The following is a 25,130-nucleotide window of genomic DNA, read 5'->3' as shown; positions in this document are numbered from 1 at the left end:
TGGAAATTTCTCTCTTTTAATAGGATAATATCTGTAGTGTTAAAGGAGGTATATTATATCATGAACATTCAACTGCAGACCGAGCTGTGCCAACGGTTCCAAATCCGCTATCCGCTCTTTCTGGCAGGAATGGCCGGGGGACCGACGACAGTTGAGCTGGTCGCCGCTGTATCCAACGCAGGCGGACTCGGCACGCTGGGTGCGGCTTATATGGAGCCTGCAGCCATTCGTCACAGCATTCAGGAAATCCGCAAGCGGACGGATCAGCCTTTTGCCGTCAACCTTTTTGCGCCCAGTGCCCCGGATCGCCATGAGCGAATCGGAGAAGTTCAACAGGAGTTAAACCGGATGCGGGATGGCCTTGGCATTCCCCATGCGGGCAAGGATCACATAACAACCCCGGATTGGTTCGAGCAGCAATTCGCGGTTCTGATTGAAGAGAAGGTACCTGTCATTAGTACGGCATTCGGGATTCTGGATGAGCCTCATATGCAGCAAGCGAAAGCGGCTAAGCTTCTGGTTGTTGCGATGGCTACCACAGTCCGCGAAGCCATGCTGGCTGAGCAGGCAGGGTGTGATGCCGTCGTCGCCCAAGGCAGCGAAGCGGGCGGACACCGTGGAACGTTTGATATTTCGGAGCACCCGATGGGCGCCCAAATCGGAACGTTTGCCTTGGTACCGCAAATCGTGGATCGCGTCAAGATCCCCGTTATTGCCGCCGGAGGCGTGATGGATGGACGCGGACTCGCAGCGTCGCTTGTTCTTGGAGCCCAAGGCGTTCAGATGGGTACGCGATTCCTGACCGCGGTTGAATCGGGTGCGCATGAGGTTTACAAGCAAGCTCTGCTTCGGAGTACGGAAGAGAGCACGGTGATCACCAAAGCGTTCTCGGGACGGCCCGCAAGGGGAATCCGCAATGCATTCATCAGGCAATGGGACGAGAGCGGCATAGAGCCGCTGCCTTTTCCTACGCAGAATACGGTGACCCGCGACATACGAAACGCCGCTAATCGCCAAAACAATCCGGAGTATATGTCATTGTGGGCGGGTCAAGGGACAAGAGGGCTGACTTCGGGACAAACCGCAGCGGATATTGTTGCCGAGACGATCCGGGAAGCGCTGTTGATCTGCCCATATCGCGAATCCGATCATTTGAAATGAGAGAGGATTACGCTACGCGCTTAGAAAAACATGAAGCAGCAGGCCACCTTAGGAAAAACCTTGAGGTGGCCTGTAAATCTTTTTGCTAGAAGCCAAAGCTTTTTACTAAAAACCGTAAGTATCTCCGCCTTCGCCGTTCCACGTCATCTCCACAAAGGAGGACGGATTGGAAGAAGTTGCTGTTTTGGAGCCGGATGCGTAGAGTCCTCCGGCAACACCGGTCATTGTATAGTCGGTATACAATTTGTTCGAAGTATAGTTCGTGTAAATCATCGCTCCCGAAATATTCGATGCGGTTACGTTCTTAAGCTCCAGATTGCTTCCGTAGGACACCCCGTCCGAGGCTGTGGTTTTGCTTGTTCTGAATGCCTGGCCCGTGGCTGCATTGTTTTTGACGGTGGTATTGATGATCTGTACGTCATTGGCCCGCATGAATATGCCGTTGTTGCCTACGGTCGATTCCGGTATCGTATTCTGAAAGTCAACCGTGCTGCCGATCACTTTGATATGATGCGTCCCCTCTTTAAAATCAAAGCCGTCGTTTTTGGTCTGTATGGCGCTGCAATTCAGGAACGTAATATAACCGCTTCGATCCGGGTTCGGCAGTGTGGTCCAGTTCTGGTCGGCATCCCCCACATAGAAGCCCTCGCCGAATTTTCCGCCTTGCCCCGCGCTTTGTGCGGTACTGTTCGAGACAAGCCAGTATTGGCTGTTTTTTCGAATCTTGAACGCTTCTCCCGTCGTATTTTTGACCGTTACGTTGGTAACGTAGCCGTGAGAGGCCTCAATCAGCAGGCCTTTGTTTGATTTGGAATTGGAGTTAATCGTCACATTCTCCAGTTTGTAATAGTTGTTCTTGATATGGAAAGCTGCATTGCCTGCCGATGCGGTGAAATGAAATGTGGCTCCGCTGCCCGTGCCGCGAATCGTGATGTAATTGCCTGACGCTCCGTTCCTTGAGGTTGCAATGGTTCCATCTGACACCGAGTAGGTCCCGGATACTTCGATAATGTCACCGGGATTCGCACTGGCTAAGTAGCTCCGCAGCGTCGCGACGTCACCGGCCGGGACCGATTTGGTTGCCGCCTTTACAATATGACCAGGGTAGAATGCAACTACAAGCATGAAGCAAAATAAGGATACTATGCCAAACTTGAATGATGGCTTGATCATCATGAAACCTCCTCGCTATTTTTGACACTATTCATCGTGCAGTCGCATTTGTTGCCTTACGTTCTTTCTGTGCGAAACACATCACCTCACTTAACCTTAACAGGGATCAGATTCATTGTTTAAGCGCTCTAATTATAATCCAATCCGAATACCACATTGCTGCTTGAAAATATCATAATTTCGTCTGCATTCGATACCGGAGAGGCGTCATGCCGTACTTTTTTTTGAACATGGCGATAAAATACGAGGGGTAGTTGAATCCGGTCTGTTTACTGACGTCTTCGATTGTCAGAGAAGGCAAGCCAAGAAGCGTTCTGGCTTCCTCCAAACGCTTGTTGTTCGTATATTCGATGATGGTCATGCCCATCTGCTCTTTGAACAGCTTGGACAAATAACTGGGGGAGAAATGAAGGTCCGCAGCTATTTCGTTAATCGTGAAGGATAGATGATAGTGCTTGCCAATCCAACTTACCATGGCGCCGACAGGTTCGAGCGAAGCAGCGGCTGTATGATACTTGAAGCCCCCGCTACGATCCGGAGGATAAATATGGCTGTTGAAGTAGGTGAAGAAATGAAATAAAAACAAGGCAACAACTTCCTGCTGAACCTTTCGCGGAACGCTGGCCAGCATCTCATGCAATTGCAGAAATTGATTTTCCAAATATAAGGAATCCTTGAATGACAGATGAAATACCTGATTGGACCACGGATGCTCCAACAATTGTGAAACAGCGGTTGTCAGCTGCGGGAGTGCGGTGAGGAAACGCTCGATGACGGAGGCTTTGATTTTCAGCAGGCTGCGAATGTAATTCGGCGGTACGATGACTTGAATTTGGTGTATTTGAAAAGGCTTAATCAACACCAAGGTGCAGGGCTTCAGCGAGTACGTTTGATTATTGACGATATATCTTCCGGCGCCTTCATGAATGTACAGGATCTCCAACCCTTCATGATAATGAAAATATTCCACCGGCTCTGTATGTACGCTTCGATAGTTGAACAGATACACATTGTCACGCCAGGGAATCGAATGGTGAATTTTCATCTGAAACCTCCTTATGCATGAATGATGGGAATGATGGGTTCAATTACAGGGCCTCAAGCATTTCGGATACATCGTATGCCTAACCCAACAAATCATGCTTCTGATATTCAACCCTAACGAATGCATTTAACGTACAAGAGGGAAATCCGGGAAGCCGTCGAACTTTTTATCATAATATATATGTTAGAAAATGCTGCAATGACGGCATAACGGGGGTAAGGATGTCCACGCCTATTTTGTCTACAAAACTGTATATACCTTCTCCTCGATCGGGGGCTGTTCTTCGCCCCCGCTTGATTGAGCGTTTGAACGAGGGGCTGCGTCTGCAGCGCAAGCTGACTACGATTTCCGCCTCTGCAGGCAGCGGTAAAACTACGCTGCTTAGCCAATGGATCATAGACTCCCCGCTGCCCGTCGCCTGGCTGTCTTTGGAGGAGGGGGATCGCGAGCCGACAAGATTTCTGGCTTATCTTGTGGCTGCCTTGGAAACCGTCGGGGTTGATATCGGAGAGGGCGTGATGAGCAAACTTCATGCGCCGTCCTCACTCCCTCTGCCGCTCGAAGCTATCGTCACGGCCATCCTTAATCACATTGCGACCATGGGGGACCGTTTCATTCTGGTTATTGATGATTACCATGTGATGGATTCCAAATCGATAGACAGCGCTCTTGGCTTTCTCATTGAGCACATGCCGCCGCAGATGCATGTGGTTATCGCCAGCCGCCAGAATCCTGATCTGCCCTTGGCCCGGCTGCGTGCCCGGGACCAGTTGACGGAAGTGCGGACATCAGATTTGCGCTTCACATCCGCTGAAACCTCTGAATTCCTGTGCCGCTCCATGGGACTGGATTTGTCAGCAGAGGATGCAGCGCTTCTCGAATCCCGCACGGAGGGCTGGATTGCCGGCCTGCAATTAGCGGCGCTGTCCTTGCAGGGCCATCAAGACGCGGCCACCTTTATCCGATCCTTCGGCGGCAAGCACCGTGACGTACTGGACTATTTGGTTGAAGAAGTGCTGCAGCAGCAGCCTGAGGGTATTCAGGATTTTTTGCTGAATACCTCCATTCTTGACCGGCTGTGTGGTCCATTGTGTGAATATATTCTTCGTAGCGAAGACCGTGATGCTCCGAAGAACGCCATCTCCGGCCAAAAAACCCTGGAGTATCTTGAGCGCGTCAACCTGTTCATCGTTCCGCTGGACAAGGAGAGGCGCTGGTACCGATATCACCACCTGTTCTCGGATGCGCTTCGGCAGCGTCTAACCCGAACGGGTGTTTCTGCGGTTGGCGGAGAGAGGGACGTGTCCGAATTGCATCGTCGTGCCAGCGAATGGCATGAACGTCATGATCTTCTGCTGGAGGCTTTTCAACATGCGATTGCCGCGCAGGATGTGGATCGGGCCGCACGTCTGATTGAAGGGGAGGGGATGCCCCTGGTTTTCCGTGGAGCGATAGGCCCTGTGCTCCATTGGCTGGATTCCTTGCCTAAGGAGGAATTGGATGCAAGGCCCGCTTTAAACGTCATGCATGCTTCTGCGATGTTAATGGTCGGCCGAATGACCGGTATCGAACCTAAACTTCAAGCCGCCGAGACTCATCTGCATGCTGCGGAGGACGATTATACCCGGGATCTTATAGGGCATATCGCCTCTATACGTGCCACCCTTGCTGTCAGTAAACATCAGCCGGATACCATCATGGCCGAATCGCGCCGGGCTTTGGAATTCTTGAATCCGCATAATCTGCCTGTCCGCACTGCCACGATATGGACGCTGGGATACGCCTACCAGCTGCAGGGGGATCGGGCCGCGGCTGGCAAGGCGTATCAGGAAGCCGTAACCATCAGTCAGAAGATTGGGCACATCATGATCAACATGATGGCGACGCTCGGACTCGGAATGATTCAGGAGGCGGAGAATCAGTTATATGCAGCGGCCGAGACGTATCGGCGCGTTCTGGATTTAGCGGGTGATCCTCCGCTGCCGGCAGCATGCGAAGCGCATCTCGGCCTAGCCCGAATATGCAGCGAGTGGAATGATCTGGATGCCGCGGAACAGCATGGGCAGCAGGCCCTCCACTTGGCAGGGCAGTTCGAGCATATCGACAGGGGCGTGGCCTGCGAGGTATTTCTCGCAAGGCTGAAGCTTTCACGGGGAGCAGTGACCGAAGCGGTTGTCATGTTGGCTAAGGCGGATCACTTCGCCCGTCAGCATCATTTCGCGCATCAGCTGCCTCATATTGCCGAGGCACAGGTGCTTGCCATGCTGCTGCAAGGGGATGTCGGTTCAGCGTTGCAGCTTGCCCAAAAGTTTGAGCTCAAGCTAAGCCTAACCAGAGTGCTGCTCGCTCAGGGGGATACGGCGGCAGCGCTGGTGATCCTCGAACGACTGCGGACCGATATGGAAGTTAAGGAATGGGTGGACGAACAGCTTAAGGTGATGGTGCTGCAGGCTTTGGCCCTGCACGCCCATGGGGAGAAACGGAGAGCGGCACAGGTTGCGGCGGATGTGCTGGGGATGGGCGAGCCGGGTGGTTTCATCCGGTTGTTTATCGATGAAGGGGAGCCGTTGCGGGAGTTGATAAGCGCAGCAGCTGTGAGCAAACCGATGCAGAAGATAGACAAACCGAAGCAGCGGCCCTTAAGAGGGGCGGTAGACAAGCCGAAGCAGAAGCTGTTAAGGGAGGCCGTAAACAAACCGAAGCAGAAGCTGTTAAGGGACGCTGTAGACAAGCCCATGCACGACTACCTGGAGCGGCTGCTGCATGCATTTGATGTTGAAGGACTGGAACGTAGAGTTACATCAAGGTTCGTTCCAGGGGTTGTTCAGCCCGCGGATTCTCTGATTGAGCCGCTAAGTCGGCGGGAATTGGAGGTTCTGCGTCTCATTGCCGAAGGGCTATCCAATCGTCAGATTAGCGAGAGGCTTTTTGTTACGCTCAGCACCGTGAAAGGGCATAACCGGATGATTTTCGATAAACTCGAGGCCACGCGCCGTACCGAAGCTGTAGCGCGTGCGCGCGAGCTGGGTTTACTGTAGGCGACGATCACAGAATCGCTATTCATCCATAGCGATCTCCCTTCAAATATCGCTGTTCATGAGAAAACCATACTGCTGTTCATAAGAAAACCATACTTAAGTATCTATGGCCCGGTACCTGACGGCAGATATACTGATTGCAAATGCGAGTTTGGAGGAAACCCATGAAAGCAATGGTATGTACCGCTTATGGAGCGCCGGATGTTTTAAAGCTGCAAGAGGTAGTGAAGCCTATCCCTAAGGATCGCGAAATTCGGATCAAGATTTACGCAACTACTGTCAATTCGGGGGATTGCCGGGTGCGGGGATTTCGCAGTCCTCTTTTGTACAGGATTCCCATGCGGCTGGTGCTGGGTCTGAGAAAGCCAAGACAACCGATACTCGGGGTGGAGCTGGCGGGGGAAGTAGAAGCAATAGGCAAGGATGTTACGCGATTCAAGGTAGGCGATCAGGTCTTGGCATTCAGGGGAATGCGATTCGGCACGTATGCCCAGTATATCTGCATGCGCGAAGACGCGTTCTTGCTGTTAAAGCCCGATCAAGTGACTTATGACGATGCCGCCGCCGTATCTTTCGGAGGAACGACGGCCCTGCATTTTCTTAGAAAAGGGAATATCCGGCAAGGGCATAAGGTTCTGATTTATGGAGCGTCCGGTGCGGTGGGGACTTTAGCTGTACAGCTTGCCAAGCAACATTATGGAGCAGAGGTTACCGGCGTTTGCAGTACCGCGAATGTGGGGCTGGTGAGGTCGCTCGGAGCCGATCGGGTCATTGATTATACAAAAGAGGATTTTACGACAAGCGGAGCGCGATACGACATCATTCTGGATGCGGTCGGTAAACTGCGGAAATCCAGATGCAAGCATTTGCTCACCCAGGGCGAGAGCTATGTAACCGTTGAAGGACAAGGTGTGGCCAAGGTGCTGATGGAGGATCTGAGATTGCTTGTGGAGCTGCTGGGAAAAGGGAAGATCAGGCCGGTCATCGACAGAAGGTATGCATTGGAGCAAATGGCCGAGGCGCATCGGTACGTGGATGAAGGACGCAAGAGGGGCAGCGTTGTCATCACGGTGGGCCATGATCATTGAGGAAAAGTCATCATTCACGGCGGAGCATGATTATGACAGCAGATGAAGCAAGGCATCATTCAAGGATATTGACAGCGATCCAAGCATGCCCCGGACCACGCACCGTGCGGGTACAGGGAGCAGTGCCACACGATGTACTCATTTACCAGCCGATCCTGCAGAGGGTCGGCTTTTCTTATCGGAATGAGGGGGAACGGTGATCAACATCCGGATGATAGCAGGAAGAAATCTCTGAGCCTTCTATGGAAGTGATATATAATGTGATCACAAGAATGAAATGAATTCCATGGGAAGGGCTGCTGCACACAATGTCTAAAGCCGATAATATGCTGGCGATGCTATGGCTGCTGAAATCGCGAAGAAGAATGACCGCTAAACAACTGTCGGAGGAGCTGGGCGTACATATTCGGACGATTTACCGGTGCATTGATGCGCTGTGTATTTCCGGCGTGCCTGTCGTATCCGAGATTGGGCGCGATGGAGGTTACTCCATCCCGGAGCATATCAAGCTGGAGCCGCTGTTTTTTGAGGCCGATGAGCAAAAGGCGCTTCTTCATGCAGCTGCATTCGCACGGGAAGCGGGCTATCCCTCCGAAGAGCCGCTCCATCGAGCCGTTTCCAAAATTAAACGATATACGAATCCGGAGCAGCTGGAGCGTTTGGAACGCCACAAAAACAGTATAGAGGCCATCCATCCTCCTACAGCTTCTTCGCTCACCAGGATACTGCATGAGATCGAGGCGGGGATCGACCGGCAATCCAGTCTCGAGATCGATTACACCACAGGCTACGACGGTATGGAACATACACGTATCCTGGATCCTTATGGACTCGTCCACTGGAAAAGTAAATGGTACGCGGTGGGATATTGCCATCTGCGCGGTGAAATTCGCTGCTTCCGTGTCGACCGTATGAGCGATATCCGGCATACCGACAACACGTTTGACCGTCCGGCGTCGTTTTCCCCGCGGGAGTACGTATTGGACAGCTTGCTATCGGGGCAAGGTTCCGAATCCAATCCTCATTTGGTTTCCGTGCATATCCAAGGAATCCCACAAGCTTTGGACGATTTATGTTCGCATTGGCTGCTCAGTCAAGCCCTCGTCGATCGTACGGCGGAGCATGCGGTGTTCAGGCTGGATGAGCATACGTTATACACGCAAGTTGCCTACTACCTTTTGTCGTTTGGCGGAAAAATTCGAATCATGGGGCCCGATGAACTGAAATCAGGCATGATCGACATTGCGGAGTCCCTATTAAAATATTATCAATCCTGAAGATAAACACTGACCTTCTCTGTCAGTGTTTGTATTATATAATGAACTTCATCAGATAGCGTCAGGGAGGAGAGAGTACGCTGATGGCAGGCTCTATTTTTAAACAAGAAGTGATGAAGGTAACGGGACGTTCTTGGGAAGAATGGATTGTGGCCCTTGGGCAGGAAGTGGGCCCGCTCTGGTCCCATGAGCAGATCCAAAACCATATCGTTGAGCAGCATCGGGTATCCGAGGAGTGGAGCGAATGGATCGCCGTTATGTATGAGCAGGTCATGGGGCGGGTGCCGGTCGGCGTTTCCAAAGATGCCGGGGTGCAGATCGGGGTCAGGAAAACGATGGCCGTGACGAAAGAGAGAGTTTGGGATTTCCTCATGTCTTCTGAGGGGCTGTCGTTATGGATCGGAGATGTCCCTTCTCTGGAGCTGCAGGTCGGGCATGAGTATGAGTCAAAGGAAGGCGTGTCCGGCAAAATTAGCGTGGTCGTACCTTACCATAAACTGCGCCTGACCTGGAAACGCAAGGAGTGGGACAACCCGTCCCGGCTGCAAATCTATGTGTTGTCCACGAATACCGGAAAAACAACCATCGCGATTCACCAGGAGATGCTGGATGATGTTTATATGAGAGAGATCATGAGGCGTTATTGGGATGAGATGCTGACTACCTTACAAAGCCAGGTTATAGCACCAAAATGAAGAGATTCAGTCATATGGATCTGAGGGTCCGTAGGGGTAGGTATGTTGCCCGAGGAATACTAGGCCGCAGTATGAGTCTGGTGGATATCTGCAAGAACTGATGCATGCTCACGTTAGGTACTGCCATTACATGCGGATTTTAGAGATGTTATAGGTACGGTCTCGTGTTTGACTGTTGCAAGTGTTGATGTTTATTATGCACGGTCTTGTGTTTGACTATTGCTACGTTATGAGGACAGAGGTTCCGCTATTACGTCTCGGTGGGTGGATTTTGGTTAATATGAGGACACCAGATCCGCTATTACATAGGGAAGTGCGATAATTCGTGGTTTTTAAAGTGAATAGCGGATTCTGAGTCCGGAAGTAAGGGTAAAGTGGCTGTTTATTTCGGAATAACGGATCTGGTGTCCTTAGTTTGTTTAGTCGTCTATTGGATAACTGCAATACTTGCAATACTTGTAATAGCTGTAATAGCTGTAATAGCTGTAATACCTGTAATGACTGTTGTATGATCCGCCAGTATTACATCACAAGCGGAGTTTTATAGGTGCGTGTTCGCAGTTTATTACAAGCGGTGTTTATAGATACGGGCTCATTGTCGAGTGTTGCAACGATATTTATGAGGACCGTGGTTCCGCTATTTAGCTTCGATTGGTGGGTTTTGGGCGATATGAGGACACCAGATCCGCTATTGCATAGAGAATGGCGATAATTCGTGGTATTTAAAGTAAATAGCGGATTCTGAGTCCGGAAGAGCGGGTAAAGTGGCTGTTTTTTCCGAAATTACGGATCTGGTGTCCTTTAGTTTGTTTAGTTGTCTCTCGGCGACCTGAATAACTGCGAGAATTGCAATATCTGCAAGAACTGCTGGATGCTCCCGTAAGTCCTGCTGTTACAAGGAAGTTTTATAGGTACGTTTTCGCAGTTCATTACAAGCGGAGTTCATAGGTTCGGGCTCGTTGTTGACCGCTAGCTATGTCCAGAATCTGGAGCTCGACCAGTTTATGCAATAAGCGTCGGGTATGCCGGTCACTCACCCTAAGATGATTCGCGAGTTCTATGGGGGTTATCGGGCGCAGCAATCGCCGCGCAAATCGGACGGCTTCTGCCTCCAGCCAACTTAAAGGACGCAGGTACATCTGATGCCACAAATCTGCCGACGAAGGATAAGATGAGCTGCTGGCACTGTTTCGGCTCATCGACGATGGAGGGGTAGGCAATGGGAAGGAATGTCCAACCATCCAGTGCCAATAAGCAGTGACGGCGGCATAAATCCTTAAACCTTCTTACGTCCAGATCACGGGCATGCGGCCCGTATCCTTGGATTTCGATCCCTCCTCTCGCACCACCGGGCATATAGGCAAGGTCCAAATAACGATAACCATTGCTGAAATCGCGTACTTCCCATTCCGGATGCAAGTCATTGAAATTACCGATCGCCGGAAACCATACCGAGCGCAGAAACTCGACGGTGCCGTGGCCCAACCCTTTATGAAGGATTTCGAGCCTGCGGGGATTCCTTTCATTCAGGATATTCGTGTGCATCCAAAGCTCATATTGTTGATCAAACCGTGACATGGTCAATTTTCCTCCTTAGTATTAGATGCAACGCGTTGCGCTAGAACACAAAAAGCCGCCCCATACAATGCGACCCCAATCCTTCATTGGGGCACTTTGCATAGAAGCGGCGTGTTCTTCACGTCCTTATGATGGCTAGTATAACTCGTGTTTTGCGGGTTTAGCAATGGGTATTGCTTTCACATTATGCTTGACAGCGATATAGTTCGCCAATTGATTTAAAAAGCATCTGATCGCCTGATCTTCGCAAATTTAGGCAATGAACCGTTTTCTGTTACTACAGGAAGCGGTTTTTCATGTTTTCTTCACAAATATGACGTCATATATAACGAAAAATAACCAAATATTCGAATATATATTGTGTATTATTTATTTATAATGTACATTAATCACGTAAGATGATTATAAAATATGCATTATTGGAGGTGGATCGAAACCAGAGAAGTTTGAAGCGAGAAGGGGAGGTTCAGTCCTGCAATTAATCAGGAAGACGATGGCTGGGAAGTTCGAACACAAATCTGATACCAAGAGAGGATGAGTGAAGCGTGAACAATTCCATTAAAAAGGTGAATATGGGTGTCATCTTGTGCAGGCATTGCAACTCTCAAATCGATACGGTGGATACGAATCGAATCGTTACTTTTTATAGCGTGTGCGATCAGCCGGAGTGCCGGCAGCTGCACAGCCGTATGCATGTATCAGTAAGTGATGTAATAGACGAAGAGTAATGATAGGCGAAGGTTGTTCCCATAAATACGTACCACTTAATGTGGTGCGTTTTTATGTTGAACGAATCATGCGATTGCTGTGTATTCTATCGTGCTTGTCAAACTACGGTGCTTTATGCACTTGTCTAACTACAATGCTTTGTTCACGTACAGCGAGTACTCTATTCACGCTTGTCACAATGCGCCCTGTAGCGCCTGTCAAACTGCGAGAGCCCTGTACTCTTTCCACCTGTCAGCCATAATCTCTCAATCGAATGAAATGGCATGGTTGACTTGATGAAAAATGGTACTTATAGCTGTCTATCCATCATGCTAAGATGAAACTGCCATTATCCCATTTTTGATGGGGAGGTACCCAATCCACTTCATATGCAGAAGACTGGAGGTTATCATTTATGAAAATATTCGTAGCGGGCTCTACAGGAGTTATCGGACAGCGGTTGCTTCCCAAGCTGGTACAAGCTGGTCATGAGGTTACAGGCATGACCCACAATCCTCAGCGAAAAGGGTTGATCGAATCATGGGGAGCAAGGGGGATCATAGCAGATGCCTTTGATCGGGAAGGGATGATAGCCGCGATCGGGGAAGTACGGCCGGATGTCGTTATCCATCAGCTCACTTCGCTAAGCCAATGGAATCTGGAGGATAATGCGAGGATTCGAATGGAGGGTACCCGTCATCTGGTAGAAGCCGCGCAGATCCATGGCGTTAAACGAATGATTGCCCAGAGCATTGCCTGGGCTTATGAGCCCGGAGATCATCCTGCCACCGAAGACGTCCCCTTGGATGTTCAGGCGCCTGCGCCGCGCAAGTCCACGATAGATGGGATCGTCTCGCTGGAACATGCCGTTGCACAAATGCCGAATCACGTCATTTTAAGGTATGGTATGTTCTATGGCCCTGGCACGTGGTACGACGCCAACGGGGTAATGGCGGAAAAGGTACAAACTCGAGCTCTTCCGGCAACGGATGGCGTCATGTCATTTCTCCATGTCGAGGATGCGGCGAATGCCGCTCTGCAGGCATTGAACTGGCCGGCGGGTCCGGTCAATATCGTAGATGACGAGCCCGCTACTGGTACGATGTGGCTGCCGGTGTATGCCAAGGCGCTGCGAGCGCCTGTTCCAGCATATCAAGCGGGGAGCAAGCGCGGCGAACGCGGCGCTTCGAACGCCAAAGCCCGGAAGGAGTACGGCTGGCAGCCGCTGCATCCCACGTGGCGAACAGGATTCGCGCAATCGCTGAGGTGAGAGCGCTTAGCGATGCACCAATTGGTTCCACCGTTAAGAGAATATACACAAGATATATGCTATTCACAATGCACACCGTAAAGGAAGGGATAGCATATAGACATGCCCCGGACCACGCACCGTGCATACAGGGAGCAGCGTGCACGACTCCATGGAGACGCTATAGGGTTCCCAATCATCATGCTCCCTAATATGCTGAAATCTAGATACCTGCCGGTCCAGTGGTATGATTCAATTTAGCCCCTGTTGATATGGGAATGAAAAGAAAGCTATAGTTAATAGAGGAGATTCATGGCCATGAGGATGAATAGGAGCCAGGATCAAACTGAGTGGACTTGCCAAAGAATAAGAGCCAGAATCCAGCTGAGCCGAGTTTACTAACAATAGAATAAGGAGGGGCTAGCATGACAGAACGGCTGCCATGCCGAAGCGAAGGCTGTTCGGCAACGATATTGCCGGCAACCGCGGCCAAGACGGGCGGTTATTGCATGCCGTGCAAGCAGGAGATGGAGCGTAAGGAACGGCAGCGTTACATAGAGCAGAATCGGAGAGACATCGACTTATACGAAGGGATTACAGATCCAGTAGAGATCCTTAAGATCATGCATGCCCCGCTGAGGCGGGATCCATTGATTCGATATATTCCCTATCCTCTGAAAAGAGAAGAGGTATATTCAGCATTATCACCAGGTGAGGCCGAACGCATGCTGACTATTGCCCTTGATCTGCTGGAAGCAGGCGATGAGGACACCTGCCAGGAAATTGTGGTTTCCCTGGTCTGCTATCAGAACAAGTCGCTTGAATCCTGTATCCCGACATTGATGGAGCGCGGTATCTATTACCCCGGCATTTTGTTCAAAGATGCATCTGCCCATAGCCGCGACAAGCTGCTACAACAAGTAGAACAGGACAAGGATAACCGCAACCATCTGCTGCTTGCCCTGGCTTGGATTGGGGATGATCAGGTTGTGCACCAATTTCAAGAATGGCGGGCCGTACCTCCATCATGGGCGAAGGAACTATTCGTTCCGCCTGAAGCTTATGCGCATGAGGGGGGATGGGAGCTTACGGAGAAAGGGAGCAAGCGCCTATTATTCTACCATGACAGCTACGCCATAGAAAAAATAGAGCCGTCAGAAAGCACATGTGTAGCAGAACCGGAACCCGCAAAATTTTTGAAGGAGCATTCCACTCTCTGTCCATGGTGCGGAAGCAGTCTAACCACCTTGACGGATCTGGACATCAGCCATCCGAAGCTTCAATTCTTGGGGTTGTCCGGAGAGAGGCTGCGGGTGAGCACCTGCGTGAATTGCAGCTGTTACGATACGATCTATATGGATGTGGATTTTCATGGGAAATCCGAATGGAGCCAAGCCAATAGTAGACAGGGTTATGTACCGGAGCCTGATTCTGAGGAGGATGATAGAAGCTATTCGGCGGTGGGGCAGTCCTTACGGCTTGCGGACCATCCTCGCAACAGCTATTATGCGGCCTATTGGACGCTCGGTCCGGCGGTTTCGCAAATCGGCGGCTACCCGGCTTGGATTCAGGACGCCGTATATCCTTCCTGCTCCTGCTGTTGCAAAAGCATGACATTCATCGGGCAGCTGGATTGGGAACAGATCGAGGAGTATGGAGAAGGTATTTATTATATGTTCCTGTGCGCGGACTGCCAGGTGACTGCAACCTTGTTCCAGCAGACGTAGCCTGACTTAAGCAATGATTTGAGTAACTGATTCCAGCTATCAGAACGGGTAGTATACTATTTTTTCCATACCATCTTTTGATATGATATTATATACCATTATAAGGATTGAGAATGGAGGCCTCATACGTGAAGGTATTGAAACGTAGAGTAGCTTATATGTTAGTGACGATACTGCTGGCAGTCAATTGTACCGCGATGGGCGCTGCGGGAGCTGCAGAAGCTGTGCATGGAGACTCCTCGCCTAAACCGGTAAGCGTGGCTGGCGGCAGCGGGCATGGTGTAGCGGCATGGAGCGACGGCTCCGTGACCGCCTGGGGTTATAACAAGTCAGGTCAAGTAGGTGACGGGACTAGCATTCATCAATTGGTGCCAAAGCAAGTTGCGGGTCTAACTGATATTGTTCAGGTGGCAGCAGGTGACAATTCTTCATATGCCTTGGACAAAAACGGGGATGTGTGGGCCTGGGGCGATAATTACTCGCCTTATATTAACGGGGATCCTTTCCAAAAACGGGGAGGGCTGATGAAGCTGGAAGGACTTAAGGGTGTAGCCAGTTTGGTCATTTCAAACCATGGTTCTGTCGCATTACATAAGGATGGGACTGCAACGATATGGCGTCCGACGTATGATCCGAATGATCATTTAAAGATGACCGTCAAGTACTTCCCTATCAAAGGAGTCACGAATGTAAAAACAATAGTGGTCGCCGGACATGAGGCACTGATTCTCGGTAAAGACGGCAGCGTCGATATGTTAACGGTATATAACAGTTTCTACGATCGATTCCGCCTGGAACGTGAGTTTGGCGAGGTTAAACCGCTGGTTACCTCCTCCATTACCGGAATCGCAGTGGATTGGTATGACGTGTTCCTGCTGCATGAGAATGGGACGGTGCTGCGGTGGAATGTGAATACCAAGCAGCAAGCGCCGATTGCAGTAAAGGGCCTTAAAGAAATCCGAGAGATAAGAACAGGGTCCAACCGTTTATTTATGCTTAAAAACGACGGCACGGTCTGGCAGTGGAATTACAACGACCCGACGGCAAAGCCCTTTCAAGTGAAAGGTCTGACAGGTATAACGGCGTTATGGGGCACCAAGGGATATACAGGTTATGCAACCAATCAGGACGGTAAGGTGCTGGCTTGGGGAGAAGAGAAATATCAGGGCAGCGGCTCTCTTAACGAGAACGATGGGAATCCAGTCTTCGTACAGACTCCTCTGTCCTGGTCGGTAAACGGACAAAAGGTTAGCTTCTATGGATCATCCGCCATTGTGAAAGACAAGCTGTATGTACCGTATAATAGCGTATTTGAAGCGCTCGGGATCAAAGTGAAGCGCGGACAGTCCAATCCGGATCCGAAACACGGAAATCATCGATTTCCAGTTTGGTCTTTCTCTTATGGAGGGAATACCGTATCCATTAAGTCCAGTGATCCTGCAGTTGTATTGGTGAACGGGAAGGTGACGCGAGAAAATGCCAGCATTCCATTCCTGGCTGATTCGAGCATGTTTCCATTGGAGTTGATCACATCAAAGCTTGGCATTCCGTCGTTCTGGAATAAAGCGACAGGCGAAGTGATCCTGGGGAAAACACCATAAGGAAAGGTTGATGAAGGCACGCCCATGCGGCGTGCCTTTTGCAATTCTGAGGAAAAGCATCCATAACTATAAATAGAGAGTTTTCAATTTTCATTGACGTATGGGCTGGAAGGCCCTGTTCAAGGAAATTAGAGAAGACCGCTCCCCCATTTCCGAGGGAAGCGATCTTTTGAAGTTTGAATTTATTGTCATAAGGCGCCTTTAGCACCTTTGGTCATAACCCAAAATATAAGAGCAACAGCGCTGACGGAGGCTCCAAGCAAGCAAACTCCATGCCAACCATACTGTGCATAGATATGGGTCGAAGCAATGGAACCGGCGGCACTTCCGATGGAATAAAAAATCATATACCCGGCAACCATGCGACTGCGCGCCTGCGGGCGCAATACAAATATCATACTTTGATTCGTGACATGCACCGCCTGTACCGCCAAGTCCAGCAGAATAATACCAATGACTAAGGCAAACAGGGACTGTTCCGTGTAGCTGATCGGCAGCCATGACAGCAATAACAGGGACAATGCAATTCCCGTCGTTCTTTGGCCGTAACCTCGATCGGCTAGCTTACCGGCCTTTGCTGCAGCCAATGCACCCACGACGCCCACGAGACCAAACGCCCCGATGGCAGAGTGCGAAAGGGATAGTGGCGGCGCGCTAAGAGGCAGCACCAATGGCGTCCACAAAATGCTGAAAGCGGTAAAAATCAGCATAGCTAACACAGCGCGGATTCGTAATAACCGTTCTTGCAGGAACAACATCAGTACCGACTTAAGCAGTTGAGAATAGGGAAGAGTCTTTACCTTACGCTCAACACTGGGCAGCACCTTATATAACGCGTAAACCATGAGCAGCATCAACGCAGCAGAAATCAGATAAACCGAACGCCATCCTGCAAGATCCTTCAAAACTCCTGAAATGGTTCGCGCAAGAAGGATCCCAATCACAATTCCGCTGGTAACCATACCTACCGCACGCCCTCGTTCAGCAGGAGCAGCTATGGTCGCCACGAACGCCACAATAGTCTGCGTTACTACGGCAAGCAATCCGACCAAAGCCAAACCTGCAAAGAGCATCGTGCCGGACGATGCAGTTCCAACGATAACGAGAGCCGCCATGGAGATCGCCATTTGACCGATAATTAATCGACGCTGGTTCAGCAAATCCCCTAGAGGCACCAGCAGCAGCAGTCCCAATGCATAAAAGATCTGTGTGACGGTAATCAGAATTCCAATGATGGAATAGTCTATGTTGAACTCGTTCGACAGCTCATCGAGCAGCGGCTGAGCGAAGTAGATATTGGCAACTGACATACCGCAAGCAATCGCAAACAATAACGTAACGTAACGAGTCAGAGGCATACGATTACCGGATTCCGCCGTGGTCACCGTCCCCTGTGACGCATTCGCCGTTGTTTCGTCATGGACCACTTTTTTTGCTATCAACTCTTCCATTTTTGTGCACCAATCCTTTCGAAGTTTTTATGTACCGATCGGTATGTTAAATTGCCCGATAAATATATCCCACAATAACAATCTATGTCAACAGGTTTATTTCAATCGTAAGAGTAACATCTGAAACATGTGGGTATAACACTAAAATATATAGGGAATCGGTATTTGACAAAAACATCCATATATCATAAAATAAATTATACTGATTGGTAATTAAAATCCTGTTTGCTTCCCAGTGTGATCATAAAATTTCTTTAAAATCAAATGTAACGAGAGGTATTTCAATATGGGACGAGTCCGCGAATTTGATGAAGAGAAAGTATTAGATGCCGCGATGCAGTTATTCTGGGAGAAGGGATATGAGGCTACCTCATTAAGCGATTTGACCTCCAGAATGGGTATTCAGCGGCCCAGTATATACTCAGCCTTTGGAGACAAAAAAGAACTGTTCGAAACCGCTCTGCGCAAATACACGAGAGGGCATGCTTCCGAGGCGCGAACCAGGCTGCAAAACCACCGATCGGTTAGGGAGGCGTTCCGAGCCTATTTTGAGAATGTGGTGGATGAGGAATACTCCGAAAGCCGGAGCCGCGGATGTTTTTGCATCAATACGATGGTCGAGCTTGCGCCTCATGATGAGAAATTTGAAATTCTGACGAGGGAACATCAGATGTACCTGGCGGTCCTATTTCAAGAAACCATTGAGCGAGGCATGCAATCGGGGGAGCTTGCGAGCGACACAGACGCCAAAGCTTTATCGCAAGCGCTCATCGTATCGTTAATTGGTTTGACCGTCATGTTAAAATCCCGTCCGGAGCGCTCATTCGTAAACAATACGATAGAGGTGACTCTTACATTGCTTAGATAAAGGGGCCCGTCTGTAATGGAACGTTTAAAGACGCGCTATCCACCCCAATTTTTCGTGGGATGACGTTGAATTTCATGCTTACGAGTTGTTGCAGCTGTCCAAGCGTAGTAAACTGTTCTAAAAAACAATAGTAGGTGCATCGATGAATATGAACATACGGACAGGACGCATAGAGGACCTTCAGGAAATCATGGCTTTGATAACCCGCTGTGTTGCGGTCATGCAGGCCGGAGGCAGCGATCAATGGGATGATCAATATCCGAACCGGGAGGTAATCGGTGAGGATTTACAGCGGGGAACGTTGTTTGCAGCTGAGGGCAAAGGCCGTATTTTGGGGATCGTTGTTCTCGACGAATCGCAGGCAGAACAGTACCAGACCATTAGCTGGAAGCAGGAAGAGGGACCGCATCTCATGATGCATCGCCTTGCCGTTGATCCTGAAGCACACGGGCAGGGCATCGCACGAAAATTGGTAGCGTTCTCCGAAGAGTATGGTGCACGCCAAGGTTACCGAAGCCTTCGACTGGACACCTATGCCAAGAATACGGCGGCGCTCAAGCTGTATCAAGGATTAGGTTATGACCTGCGGGGAGAAGTCAACTTCCCGGGCAGAACAGCAAGCTTTCCAGTATTTGAAAAGGTACTTGGATAAACAGACCTTGAAAGTAAGTCTGCTGAGGATCAGCTCGTGTGCTGTTCCGCGGCGGACTTTTGTTGTTTTAAGATAAGTAACGATTTCTTGGTTATGGTGATAGGGCCTGTAGGGATACCCATTTTATCTTCTATTTAGATTTTTTTCAAAATAGGTATTGCCATTCGGTGCAGGGATGAGAGATAATGTATTTAGATGAAATTCTAAATAGAAGTATGGGTGATGCACATTGGGGTTTCCGGAAACATTTAAGGCGTTGTCTGATCCGGTGAGACGGGACATCCTCGTAATGCTCAAGCGCGGTAAAATGTCAGCCGGAGAGATCGGCCAGCATTTCGATATGACCGGGGCAACTATTTCGTATCATCTATCGCAGCTGAAGAAGGCCGGGCTGATATTTGAAACGAAATATAAAAATTATATTTACTATGAGATCAACGTGTCCGTTTTCGAAGAAATTATGTTGTGGTTTTCACAATTTAACGGGGGGAAACAAGATGGGGAAAAAGAATAGTTCGATGCTGGTTATAACAACGCTGATCTGTTTGTTGCCGATTATTTTATCAATGACGCTGTATAGCCAATTGCCTGAGCAGGTGGCTGTTCACTGGGACGCGGCGGGCAATCCGGATAATTATGTGTCGAAGGCGATTGCGGCGTTTGTGCTTCCGTTGTTTACGGCAGTTATTAACGTCATTATGCATGTAGCGCTTAACAACGATCCTAAGAAAATGAATGCTGCCCCGGTTTTAAGAACGATGGGTCTTTGGCTCATCCCCGCGCTGTCTCTCATTCTCATGCCGATCACGCTGTTCAAGGCCATGGGGGCCGAGCTGCCGATCCAGACGATTGCACCGGCTCTCGTGGGCATGCTTCTCGTGGTCACTGGCAATTATTTGCCGAAGAGCAAACAGAATTATACGGTGGGCATCAAGCTGCCTTGGACGCTGAACAGCCAGGATAATTGGAATAAAACACATCGTTTTGCAGGGTATCTATGGATGGCAGGTGGAGCGTTCATGATCCTGATGGCGTTTCTGAAGGTGAACCTTGCCGTCGCAGTTGTCCCTGTCATTATACTGATTGCAGCGGCTCCAGCGATATACTCATTCTCTTTGTATAAAAAGGGTGTGTAATAACGGGCGGGTTCTCAAAGCATAAACTACACGAACTGCCAACAAGCTGACTCCAGGATCGAATGGGTCAGCTTGTTTATTTTACGGCAAAGCGCGAGTCTATCCGTTCGGGAGACCTCCCCCATAGCAGCTATAGGCACTGCGCTGCATAGGGATGGAGCTCATACTTCACGACATGTTTGCCCTGGGACCCGGTTACCGGAATTAGCAGCCCCTTATCGCAAAGAGAATGAAGGAAGCGAAGGGCGGTCCGATGATTCAGACGCAGATGTGTCTTCACATCGATCGGGCGGAGGGGTCGTGCAAGCATGCATGCAAATCGGATGATTTCACGTTCTGTTACCGTGGATACACTTGTTGAATGCGGTTCTGCCAGATACCGGTTTATGACCATCCGCAGGAGCGTCATGCACAGCTCCGGGCGGTGAGCCACATCATCGCAAGCAAATGAAATCACCTGATAACCCATAGCGAATAAAAAGGTTTCCCGATTCAGCTCGTTGCAATATTTCTGCCGGTCCATCTCGGTTGTATGTGTGCTAAATGGTTTAACCTCGATGATCAGCCTCAGATGCGGAGTGATGAAGGCGAAGCTGCAATAATAGGATCGTCCGCGCCAATCCAGTACCTCGAATTGTGGATGTAATTCGCGAAAATGACCACGCAGCGGCCACCAGACATTTTGGCAAAACAAGGTTTCGGCCTCACCATGCCCTCGTTCCAGACGACCTCTTCTTTCTCCGGTTCTGTTCCTTAGATGATAATGCATAAATGTCCCATGAGCCTTCTCAAAATCCATCTTACGGTATACCTCCCCATATAAATAAAAAAAGAACGCCCCGGCCTCACTCCAAATAAGGAATGCGCTGGGACGTTCTTCGTCTCTTGCCACTTATTATAATCAAAATGTGACCGTTTAACCACAGGATTGTCATGAAAATTACGAGCTCTGCTCGAGCACCGCTTCCCGGGCTCTTTTGCTGCGCAAACGAAACATGATCCGGCGCAGCAGCTTGATAAAATAACCGACCAGAAAAGCCGAAATGACCGTGCCCTCGCGTACGCCTTCAATCGAACCGAAAGCAAACAGCGAGATGACGATGCCGATGGATACCAGGGTCCAGTCGAACATGATCTTAATGTTCCCGAATTCGGCACCGAGCTTTTCAGAGATGACTTTCACGATACCTTCACCCGGGTTCAGGATCGTATTCGCGATGATTTGAAGATAGATGCCGATCGCCAGAATCATACAGCCCGTCAGTAACGCCAAAATTTTCATGAAATACACTGTAAAGTTGAGCGAACTTACGATATACGCCCCCATATCCAGAAACAGGCCAAACAGAACACCAACAAACACTTGCAGATATTGCATCTTGGGAAACTGCTTACCGAGCAGGAGGACCTGGATCACCACAAACAGCAGGCATAACAGGATGGTCATCAGTCCCATGGAGAGGGGGAATTTTAAACTCAGCACATACGGTACGCTGGCAATAGGGGAGGTTCCAATATTGGCTTTGGTCACGAGAGCCGTGCCAAGTCCCATTAAGAATAGACCTACAATGAGGATGATATATCGTTTCATAAGCTGCCTTGTCATGGTTGCATTCCTTCTTCGTTATGATATAGATGGATCCGCCGACACTAACATCAAAAAATGATAGCAGCTTTCATTATATCACTAAACAACGACAGCGAAGCAGCTGTATAAAAAATGAAATAAAAAAAGCTGAACTCCATCATCGTGGAATTCAGCTTGATATGCCTTATTTACCGTACGGATCAATCGTCTGAATGGTACCGTCCTCATGGTAGGTCAGCTCGGTGAACTTGACGCTGCGTTTGTTGTCGGCCCCGCCGGAGAGGGAGCTGTCATGGTAAAAGAGATACCATTTATCCTGAAACTGAACGATGGAGTGATGGGTCGTCCAGCCGATAACAGGTGTTAGAATTGTGCCTTTGAACTCGAAAGGCCCCGTTGGACTTTGACTCGTGCCGTAGACGATTTTGTGTGTTGAGCCGGTAGAGTAAGAAAGATAGTAGGTGCCGTTGTATTTATGAACCCAAGGTCCTTCAAAATATCTTCGCTCTTCATCCCCCGCGACAATCGGGTTGCCCTCCTCATCGACGATGGATATTTCTCGCGGCGCCTCTTTGAAAGTAAGCATGTCATCGCTCAGCTCAGCGACCCGCGGTCCGATGGCAGGCGCGTCTGCGGCAGGTCCTTCCGCATCCGGAACATGCGATCCGGTCTGCCATTGTTCCAGTTGTCCGCCCCAGAGGCCGCCGAAGTAAATATAGGCACGGTTGTCGTCATCCACGAATACGGCAGGGTCGATGCTGTAGCTGCCCGGAATGTAATGAGGCTCTGGCTTAAAAGGGCCGGAAGGGGACGAACTTGTCGCTACGCCAAGACGGAAAATATCGTCATGATCCCTGGCAGGGAAGTATAAATAGTAAGTATCGTTCTTGAAGGCAGCATCCGGTGCCCACATTTGCTTTTTCGCCCATGGAACATCTTTTACATGAAGGGCTTCGCCATGGTCTACGCATGGAGCATTCACATCATCCATTGATAGAATATGGTAATCTTCCATGTCATACTGGTCGCCGTTATCATTGGAGGTATTCTCGTGGTCCAGATCATGGGATGGATAAATATAAATTTTACCCTCGAATACGTGGGCGGAAGGGTCCGCGGTATAGATATGGGTTACGATCGGTTCATTAGGCTGTACGGGTTTGGTCATCACGTTTCCTCCTTGAATCGTTGCATTGTAAGCGCTTGTATTTATTCTATCAGACGCTTTCCTCCCAAAAAACCTAATAAAATTAGGTTTTTCACCTAAAAATATTAGATCTTTTTAGATTGAGGCTCGGTCGGATATAATCAAGCATAGAAATGACAGGAGGTGCATGATGAGAAAATACTTGTCCATCCTCTCGGATATGGAATCCAAAATCTCGGAAGGACAATACCGTCCCGGGCAGAAGCTGCCTTCCGTACGGAGTGCCGCGCTCACGTACGGATGCAGTGTCAGCACCGTGCTGCGAGCCTACGCCGAGCTTGAGAAACGACATGCGATCTATTCCGTATCCCAGAGCGGATATTATGTGGTCGACCGTCCGAAAGAGGAAGAAGACGCGAGTGTCAGCACCATGATCGATTTCTCTTCGGCCTCTCCGGATGTGAATGTATTCCCGTATCTGGATTTTCAGCATTGCCTGAACAAGGCGATTGATACCTATAAATATGAACTGTTTACCTATGGCGATCCGCAAGGGATGGAGAAACTGCGCCATACCCTGGTCTCCCATTTGGCAGGAGCTCAAGTGTTCACTACCGCGAAGAGGATCGTGATTACGGCGGGCGCCCAGCAGGCACTTGAGATTTTGACAAAAATGCCGTTTCCCGGCGGACATTCCGCCATTCTGGTCGAACAGCCAAGCTACAATAACTACTTGCAGTTGTTGGAGAGTGAAGGAGTACCCGTTATCGGAATAACCCGCACGGCAGCGGGGATCGACCTGCAGGCTCTGGAGGGGCATTTCCGATCCGGACATATTAAATTTTTCTATACGATGTCAAGATATCATAATCCGCTGGGCACCACCTATAGTGCAGAGCAGAGGAAGGCTATTGCTAACCTGGCGGCGAAATATAATGTCTACATTGTGGAAGACGATTATATGGCTGATCTCGGCGAGGAGCGGGGATACGATCCCATCTATGCCTACAACCGAACTTCGCATGTCGTGTATTTGAAGAGCTTCTCCAAGATTATTTTCCCTGGATTGCGCCTGGGAGCCGTCGTCCTGCCGGAACATTTGCTCCAAACGTTTAATGCCCACAGTAGTTATGGGGATACGTCGCTGCTGTCCCAAGCGGCGCTCGAAATTTATATCAGCAGCGGGATGTACGAGCGGCACAAACAGAAGATTTATAGCCAGTATGAAGTCCGAATGCAATCTCTGAATGCTGCTGTGCAGCGATACGAGGGAACTGGATTGATTGAAGCCGTACCTGGCGGCGGAGGAATATATAAGCTGTTTAAGCTGCCGCATACCGTTAACCTGGAGCGATTGATCAGGCGGCTGCAAGAACGGAACATTCATGTGGTGTCCGGCAAGCTGTTTTATCTGTCCGACTACCTTATACGCGAGAAGTTTATACGTATCAGTATTTCCAGAGCACGGTTGGATCAGATCGAGGAAGGGGTTCGTGCGATAGTCGAAGAAGTAAAGCGGGAGGTTGGAAATAGTTGGTGATGTCATATCGTGGAACGAAGGAGCGAGGCTTACATGGAGCATAAAGAAAAAGTTTACAACACCGCGGTCGAAGCTACGCTGGAGGTCATTGGCGGGAAGTGGAAGCCGGTCATTCTCTTTCATCTTACCTTCGGGAAAAGACGCAATAGTGAATTTTTAAGCCTAATTCCCAAGATCACGCAAAAAATGCTGACACAGCATCTGCGGGAACTGGAAGAGGAGGGCGTTATATTACGCAAAACGTATAATCAAGTTCCGCCCAAGGTGGAGTATGAATTGACCGAGTATGGCTGGAGCTTAAAGGAAATTCTTCATCTGATGTGCAGATGGGGAGATACGCATATCGAACGGAAGTATGGCGAATCCGCCATGGTGCTGGAGAAGCCGGCATTGGAGGATCCGCATTAA

21 protein-coding genes and 1 pseudogene are annotated in these 25,130 nt (G+C 49.7%); 15 read left to right on the top strand and 7 right to left on the bottom strand.

Features of this window, described 5'->3' with window-relative positions:
- Positions 1–24 precede the first annotated feature (24 nt).
- On the top strand, positions 25–1,161 hold the full coding sequence (locus tag CRG97_RS24470) for an NAD(P)H-dependent flavin oxidoreductase (RefSeq protein WP_481856221.1): 1,137 nt from the start codon (positions 25–27) through the stop codon (positions 1,159–1,161).
- Between the two features lie 105 nt (positions 1,162–1,266).
- On the opposite strand, the gene CRG97_RS24465 is transcribed toward CRG97_RS24470, so the two are convergent.
- Both CRG97_RS24465 and CRG97_RS24460 read right to left on the bottom strand, forming a co-directional pair.
- The gene (locus CRG97_RS24465; protein ID WP_237566571.1) at positions 1,267–2,337 is read right to left on the bottom strand and encodes a hypothetical protein; all 1,071 of its coding nucleotides are present in this window, start codon (positions 2,335–2,337) and stop codon (positions 1,267–1,269) included.
- A gap of 169 nt (positions 2,338–2,506) precedes the next feature.
- On the bottom strand, positions 2,507–3,379 hold the full coding sequence (locus CRG97_RS24460; protein WP_098748311.1) for an AraC family transcriptional regulator: 873 nt from the start codon (positions 3,377–3,379) through the stop codon (positions 2,507–2,509).
- A 221-nt stretch (positions 3,380–3,600) separates the two neighbouring features.
- Between CRG97_RS24460 and CRG97_RS24455 the strand changes: the two genes are divergently transcribed.
- The 4 genes from CRG97_RS24455 (at position 3,601) to CRG97_RS24440 (ending at position 9,477) form a co-directional block, all read left to right on the top strand.
- Positions 3,601–6,417, top strand: a complete 2,817-nt coding sequence (locus tag CRG97_RS24455; RefSeq protein ID WP_098748310.1) for a winged helix-turn-helix domain-containing protein — start codon at positions 3,601–3,603, stop codon at positions 6,415–6,417.
- A gap of 164 nt (positions 6,418–6,581) precedes the next feature.
- Entirely contained in the window at positions 6,582–7,505 is a 924-nt protein-coding gene (locus CRG97_RS24450; protein WP_098748309.1) for an NAD(P)-dependent alcohol dehydrogenase, read from the top strand.
- 308 nt (positions 7,506–7,813) lie between these two features.
- On the top strand, positions 7,814–8,782 hold the full coding sequence (locus CRG97_RS24445; protein ID WP_098748308.1) for a helix-turn-helix transcriptional regulator: 969 nt from the start codon (positions 7,814–7,816) through the stop codon (positions 8,780–8,782).
- Between the two features lie 83 nt (positions 8,783–8,865).
- Positions 8,866–9,477: an SRPBCC family protein gene (locus CRG97_RS24440; RefSeq protein WP_098748307.1), complete on the top strand. Its 612-nt coding sequence runs from the start codon at positions 8,866–8,868 to the stop codon at positions 9,475–9,477.
- A 929-nt stretch (positions 9,478–10,406) separates the two neighbouring features.
- Here CRG97_RS24440 and CRG97_RS24435 read toward each other — a convergent pair.
- Positions 10,407–11,055: pseudogene (locus CRG97_RS24435) on the bottom strand (transcriptional regulator).
- A gap of 545 nt (positions 11,056–11,600) precedes the next feature.
- On the opposite strand from CRG97_RS24435, the gene CRG97_RS24430 reads away from it, so the two are divergent.
- The 4 genes from CRG97_RS24430 (at position 11,601) to CRG97_RS24415 (ending at position 16,340) form a co-directional block, all read left to right on the top strand.
- The gene (locus CRG97_RS24430) at positions 11,601–11,783 is read left to right on the top strand and encodes a GapA-binding peptide SR1P (RefSeq protein WP_098748306.1); all 183 of its coding nucleotides are present in this window, start codon (positions 11,601–11,603) and stop codon (positions 11,781–11,783) included.
- 395 nt (positions 11,784–12,178) lie between these two features.
- Positions 12,179–13,033, top strand: a complete 855-nt coding sequence (locus CRG97_RS24425) for an NAD-dependent epimerase/dehydratase family protein (protein ID WP_098748305.1) — start codon at positions 12,179–12,181, stop codon at positions 13,031–13,033.
- A gap of 404 nt (positions 13,034–13,437) precedes the next feature.
- Positions 13,438–14,739 carry a DUF1963 domain-containing protein gene (locus CRG97_RS24420; protein WP_098748304.1) on the top strand — a complete coding sequence of 434 codons (1,302 nt, stop codon included), beginning with the start codon at positions 13,438–13,440 and terminating at the stop codon, positions 14,737–14,739.
- Positions 14,740–14,867: 128 nt separating this feature from the next.
- Positions 14,868–16,340, top strand: a complete 1,473-nt coding sequence (locus CRG97_RS24415) for a stalk domain-containing protein (RefSeq protein WP_098748303.1) — start codon at positions 14,868–14,870, stop codon at positions 16,338–16,340.
- 188 nt (positions 16,341–16,528) lie between these two features.
- On the opposite strand, the gene CRG97_RS24410 is transcribed toward CRG97_RS24415, so the two are convergent.
- Positions 16,529–17,698, bottom strand: a complete 1,170-nt coding sequence (locus CRG97_RS24410; protein WP_098748665.1) for an MFS transporter — start codon at positions 17,696–17,698, stop codon at positions 16,529–16,531.
- A gap of 379 nt (positions 17,699–18,077) precedes the next feature.
- Here CRG97_RS24410 and CRG97_RS24405 point away from each other — a divergent pair, with 379 nt between their 5' ends.
- The 4 genes from CRG97_RS24405 to CRG97_RS24390 all read left to right on the top strand — a co-directional run bounded on the left by CRG97_RS24405 (position 18,078) and on the right by CRG97_RS24390 (position 20,447).
- On the top strand, positions 18,078–18,659 hold the full coding sequence (locus tag CRG97_RS24405; RefSeq protein WP_098748302.1) for a TetR/AcrR family transcriptional regulator: 582 nt from the start codon (positions 18,078–18,080) through the stop codon (positions 18,657–18,659).
- A 148-nt stretch (positions 18,660–18,807) separates the two neighbouring features.
- On the top strand, positions 18,808–19,311 hold the full coding sequence (locus tag CRG97_RS24400) for a GNAT family N-acetyltransferase (protein WP_237566570.1): 504 nt from the start codon (positions 18,808–18,810) through the stop codon (positions 19,309–19,311).
- Between the two features lie 229 nt (positions 19,312–19,540).
- Positions 19,541–19,825: an autorepressor SdpR family transcription factor gene (locus tag CRG97_RS24395; protein ID WP_076324201.1), complete on the top strand. Its 285-nt coding sequence runs from the start codon at positions 19,541–19,543 to the stop codon at positions 19,823–19,825.
- The gene (locus CRG97_RS24390) at positions 19,809–20,447 is read left to right on the top strand and encodes an SdpI family protein (protein WP_076324200.1); all 639 of its coding nucleotides are present in this window, start codon (positions 19,809–19,811) and stop codon (positions 20,445–20,447) included. Before CRG97_RS24395 ends, CRG97_RS24390 begins: the two co-directional genes overlap by 17 nt.
- 130 nt (positions 20,448–20,577) lie before the next feature.
- Here CRG97_RS24390 and CRG97_RS24385 read toward each other — a convergent pair whose 3' ends face one another.
- From CRG97_RS24385 to CRG97_RS24375, 3 genes are all read right to left on the bottom strand, one after another.
- On the bottom strand, positions 20,578–21,246 hold the full coding sequence (locus tag CRG97_RS24385; protein ID WP_098748300.1) for a hypothetical protein: 669 nt from the start codon (positions 21,244–21,246) through the stop codon (positions 20,578–20,580).
- A 141-nt stretch (positions 21,247–21,387) separates the two neighbouring features.
- The gene (locus tag CRG97_RS24380) at positions 21,388–22,053 is read right to left on the bottom strand and encodes a YczE/YyaS/YitT family protein (RefSeq protein ID WP_098748299.1); all 666 of its coding nucleotides are present in this window, start codon (positions 22,051–22,053) and stop codon (positions 21,388–21,390) included.
- Between the two features lie 166 nt (positions 22,054–22,219).
- The gene (locus CRG97_RS24375; protein ID WP_098748298.1) at positions 22,220–23,203 is read right to left on the bottom strand and encodes a glycoside hydrolase family 43 protein; all 984 of its coding nucleotides are present in this window, start codon (positions 23,201–23,203) and stop codon (positions 22,220–22,222) included.
- A 169-nt stretch (positions 23,204–23,372) separates the two neighbouring features.
- Here CRG97_RS24375 and CRG97_RS24370 point away from each other — a divergent pair, with 169 nt between their 5' ends.
- On the top strand, positions 23,373–24,722 hold the full coding sequence (locus CRG97_RS24370; protein WP_098748297.1) for an aminotransferase-like domain-containing protein: 1,350 nt from the start codon (positions 23,373–23,375) through the stop codon (positions 24,720–24,722).
- Between the two features lie 33 nt (positions 24,723–24,755).
- A complete protein-coding gene (locus tag CRG97_RS24365; RefSeq protein WP_098748296.1) occupies positions 24,756–25,130 on the top strand; it encodes a winged helix-turn-helix transcriptional regulator in 375 nt (124 codons plus the stop codon).

Source organism: Paenibacillus sp. EZ-K15, from assembly GCF_002573715.1.
GTDB lineage: Bacteria > Bacillota > Bacilli > Paenibacillales > Paenibacillaceae > Paenibacillus_AQ.
The sequence above is the reverse complement of the archived record's forward strand: the minus strand, read 5'-3'. Positions and strand labels throughout refer to the sequence as shown.

Coding starts and splice junctions, on each gene's coding strand:
- CRG97_RS24365 (WP_098748296.1), top strand. CDS start 24,756: ATGGAGCATAAAGAAAAAGTTTACAACACCGCGGTCGAAGCTACGCTG.
- CRG97_RS24445 (WP_098748308.1), top strand. CDS start 7,814: ATGTCTAAAGCCGATAATATGCTGGCGATGCTATGGCTGCTGAAATCG.
- CRG97_RS24370 (WP_098748297.1), top strand. CDS start 23,373: ATGAGAAAATACTTGTCCATCCTCTCGGATATGGAATCCAAAATCTCG.
- CRG97_RS24410 (WP_098748665.1), bottom strand. CDS start 17,698: ATGCCTCTGACTCGTTACGTTACGTTATTGTTTGCGATTGCTTGCGGT.
- CRG97_RS24465 (WP_237566571.1), bottom strand. CDS start 2,337: ATGATGATCAAGCCATCATTCAAGTTTGGCATAGTATCCTTATTTTGC.
- CRG97_RS24385 (WP_098748300.1), bottom strand. CDS start 21,246: ATGGATTTTGAGAAGGCTCATGGGACATTTATGCATTATCATCTAAGG.
- CRG97_RS24450 (WP_098748309.1), top strand. CDS start 6,582: ATGAAAGCAATGGTATGTACCGCTTATGGAGCGCCGGATGTTTTAAAG.
- CRG97_RS24400 (WP_237566570.1), top strand. CDS start 18,808: ATGAACATACGGACAGGACGCATAGAGGACCTTCAGGAAATCATGGCT.
- CRG97_RS24440 (WP_098748307.1), top strand. CDS start 8,866: ATGGCAGGCTCTATTTTTAAACAAGAAGTGATGAAGGTAACGGGACGT.
- CRG97_RS24460 (WP_098748311.1), bottom strand. CDS start 3,379: ATGAAAATTCACCATTCGATTCCCTGGCGTGACAATGTGTATCTGTTC.
- CRG97_RS24390 (WP_076324200.1), top strand. CDS start 19,809: ATGGGGAAAAAGAATAGTTCGATGCTGGTTATAACAACGCTGATCTGT.
- CRG97_RS24380 (WP_098748299.1), bottom strand. CDS start 22,053: ATGACAAGGCAGCTTATGAAACGATATATCATCCTCATTGTAGGTCTA.
- CRG97_RS24375 (WP_098748298.1), bottom strand. CDS start 23,203: ATGACCAAACCCGTACAGCCTAATGAACCGATCGTAACCCATATCTAT.
- CRG97_RS24455 (WP_098748310.1), top strand. CDS start 3,601: ATGTCCACGCCTATTTTGTCTACAAAACTGTATATACCTTCTCCTCGA.
- CRG97_RS24425 (WP_098748305.1), top strand. CDS start 12,179: ATGAAAATATTCGTAGCGGGCTCTACAGGAGTTATCGGACAGCGGTTG.
- CRG97_RS24420 (WP_098748304.1), top strand. CDS start 13,438: ATGACAGAACGGCTGCCATGCCGAAGCGAAGGCTGTTCGGCAACGATA.
- CRG97_RS24405 (WP_098748302.1), top strand. CDS start 18,078: ATGGGACGAGTCCGCGAATTTGATGAAGAGAAAGTATTAGATGCCGCG.